General features: G+C 41.1%; 4 protein-coding genes. 3 read left to right on the top strand and 1 reads right to left on the bottom strand.

Annotated features, from left to right (window positions below):
- Positions 1 to 84 precede the first annotated feature (84 nt).
- Positions 85 to 897 carry a 2-amino-4-hydroxy-6-hydroxymethyldihydropteridine diphosphokinase gene (gene folK / locus HT699_RS07435; RefSeq protein WP_166730776.1) on the top strand — a complete coding sequence of 271 codons (813 nt, stop codon included), beginning with the start codon at positions 85 to 87 and terminating at the stop codon, positions 895 to 897.
- Positions 898 to 941: 44 nt separating this feature from the next.
- Here folK and HT699_RS07440 read toward each other — a convergent pair whose 3' ends face one another.
- The gene (locus tag HT699_RS07440; RefSeq protein ID WP_000886031.1) at positions 942 to 1,259 is read right to left on the bottom strand and encodes a DUF960 domain-containing protein; all 318 of its coding nucleotides are present in this window, start codon (positions 1,257 to 1,259) and stop codon (positions 942 to 944) included.
- A 344-nt stretch (positions 1,260 to 1,603) separates the two neighbouring features.
- On the opposite strand from HT699_RS07440, the gene rplM reads away from it, so the two are divergent.
- The gene (rplM, locus tag HT699_RS07445) at positions 1,604 to 2,050 is read left to right on the top strand and encodes a 50S ribosomal protein L13 (protein WP_016397194.1); all 447 of its coding nucleotides are present in this window, start codon (positions 1,604 to 1,606) and stop codon (positions 2,048 to 2,050) included.
- Between the two features lie 18 nt (positions 2,051 to 2,068).
- Positions 2,069 to 2,461, top strand: a complete 393-nt coding sequence (gene rpsI / locus HT699_RS07450) for a 30S ribosomal protein S9 (RefSeq protein ID WP_000075973.1) — start codon at positions 2,069 to 2,071, stop codon at positions 2,459 to 2,461.
- The last annotated feature ends 166 nt before the right edge of the window (positions 2,462 to 2,627 follow it).

Genomic DNA, 2,627 nt, shown 5'->3' on the forward strand with positions numbered 1-2,627 from the left:
GGCTAGCTTCCTAGTTTGTACTTTGATTTTCATTGAGTATAAAAAGAATCCGCTTCAAGCGGATTTTTCTAGAAAGGACTAGTTATGGATCAACTGCAGATTAAAGATTTGGAAATTTTTGCCTATCATGGTCTTTTTCCTAGTGAAAAGGAATTGGGGCAGAAGTTTGTCGTTTCAGCCATCCTATCCTATGATATGACCAAGGCGGCTACAGACTTGGATTTAACAGCCTCTGTCCATTACGGAGAACTGTGTCAGCAGTGGACGACATGGTTTCAGGAAACGAGTGAGGATTTGATTGAAACGGTAGCCTACAAACTGGTAGAACGTACTTTTGAGGCTTATCCTCTTGTCCAAGAAATTCAGCTGGAACTGAAAAAACCTTGGGCGCCAGTGCATTTGCCACTAGATACTTGCTCGGTAACCATTCATCGCCGCAAGCAACGAGCCTTTATCGCCCTAGGAAGCAATATGGGGGATAAGCAAGCAAACTTGAAGCAAGCCATTGACAAACTGCGAGCTCGTGGCATCCATATTCTCAAAGAGTCCAGTGTCTTAGCGACGGAGCCTTGGGGTGGAGTGGAGCAGGATAGCTTTGCCAATCAAGTGGTTGAGGTGGAAACCTGGCTACCAGCACAAGACTTGTTAGAAACCTTGTTAGCCATTGAGTCAGAGCTGGGACGGGTGAGAGAAGTGCATTGGGGACCTCGTTTGATTGATTTGGACTTGCTCTTTGTGGAGGACCAGATCTTTTATACAGACGACCTCATATTGCCTCATCCTTACATAGCGGAACGCCTTTTTGTCCTTGAGTCCTTACAGGAAATTGCGCCTCATTTTATCCATCCGATATTAAAACAACCGATCCGCAACTTGTATGATGCTTTGAAAAAATAGAAAAACTCTAGTTTTCAGTTACTTGCAACTGAAGGCTAGAGTTTTTAAAATAGGTCATTTTCTTCTGGGAGGAGGATAGTTTCTCTACCGTCCATGTCTAAAACCAGTACTCTTGGGGGATAACGAGGGTCGAAAGGATGGTTAAAGTCAAAATCAATGGCTGTAGGGAGGTGTTGACTTGAAAAGTGGAAGGTAATCTTTCCTTGGTTATTAAGCAATTGAAACTCGAGTTCTTCTTCCAATTCAAAGACATTTTTTAAGAAATGGTCGATGATATACCAAAAAGAGTCAATGATGTCATCAGGCAAGCTGGTAACAATGCCAAAACTAGCAGACCGCATGTGGGTATTGGTAAAAGCCATATCTCTGTCCCCTTTCTTTTCCCTTATCATACAGCAAATAGGATTAAAAATCAAGAAAAGGTGATTTTTTGAAAAGGATTTTAGCTACAGGGAAAAATTCCCAAAAATCTACCGAAGTTAATAGGTAAATTCCCAAATTAACTTGATTATATAACTTTCAGTTACTTTGAGAAGTTACCGAAAAATATTTTTCATATCTATTGACTTTTAGGGGTGAAATTTGGTATGATAGTAGGCGGTATTGTTTACCCCATTTGAAAGGCCCCGGAACCTTCCAAATACTTTTCGATGGGAAGGAACACCCATCATCGTAAACAAAAATCGAACTATATATAGGAGAAATCATGAACAAAACAACATTTATGGCTAAACCAGGCCAGGTTGAACGTAAATGGTACGTAGTTGACGCAACTGATGTACCACTTGGACGTCTTTCTGCAGTAGTTGCTAGCGTACTTCGCGGAAAAAACAAACCAACATTTACACCACACACTGATACAGGTGACTTTGTGATTGTTATCAATGCTGAAAAAGTTAAATTGACTGGTAAAAAAGCAACTGATAAAATCTACTACACTCACTCAAACCACCCAGGTGGATTGAAACAAATCTCTGCAGGTGAACTTCGTTCTAAAAATGCAGTACGTTTGATCGAGAAATCAGTTAAAGGTATGCTTCCACACAATACTCTTGGACGCGCTCAAGGTATGAAGTTGAAAGTATTTGTTGGAGCTGAGCACACTCACGTTGCACAACAACCAGAAGTTCTTGACATTTCAGGACTTATCTAAGGAAAGGAACAATAAAGTATGTCACAAGCACAATATGCAGGTACTGGACGTCGTAAAAACGCTGTTGCACGCGTTCGCCTTGTTCCAGGAACTGGTAAAATCACTGTTAACAAAAAAGATGTTGAAGAGTACATCCCACACGCTGACCTTCGTCTTGTCATCAACCAACCATTCGCAGTTACTTCAACTGTAGGTTCATACGACGTTTTCGTTAACGTTGTAGGTGGTGGATACGCTGGTCAATCAGGAGCTATCCGTCACGGTATCGCTCGTGCCCTTCTTCAAGTAGACCCTGACTTCCGCGATTCATTGAAACGCGCAGGACTTCTTACACGTGACTCACGTAAAGTTGAACGTAAGAAACCAGGTCTTAAGAAAGCTCGTAAAGCATCACAATTTAGTAAACGTTAATTCGAAAGAATTACTATACTTATACAGAGCACCTTTCGGGGTGTTCTTTTTTTATACTTTCTTACTAAATTGGTGCAATTGACACAGTTGTTGCGACTTTATACTCTTCGAAAATCTTTTCAAACCACGTCAGCTCTATCTGCAACCTCAAAACAGTGTTTTGAGC

Origin of the sequence: Streptococcus sp. 1055 (assembly GCF_013276815.1) — a bacterium.
Lineage (GTDB): Bacteria > Bacillota > Bacilli > Lactobacillales > Streptococcaceae > Streptococcus > Streptococcus pseudopneumoniae.

Coding starts and splice junctions, on each gene's coding strand:
- folK (WP_166730776.1), top strand. CDS start 85: ATGGATCAACTGCAGATTAAAGATTTGGAAATTTTTGCCTATCATGGT.
- HT699_RS07440 (WP_000886031.1), bottom strand. CDS start 1,259: ATGGCTTTTACCAATACCCACATGCGGTCTGCTAGTTTTGGCATTGTT.
- rplM (WP_016397194.1), top strand. CDS start 1,604: ATGAACAAAACAACATTTATGGCTAAACCAGGCCAGGTTGAACGTAAA.
- rpsI (WP_000075973.1), top strand. CDS start 2,069: ATGTCACAAGCACAATATGCAGGTACTGGACGTCGTAAAAACGCTGTT.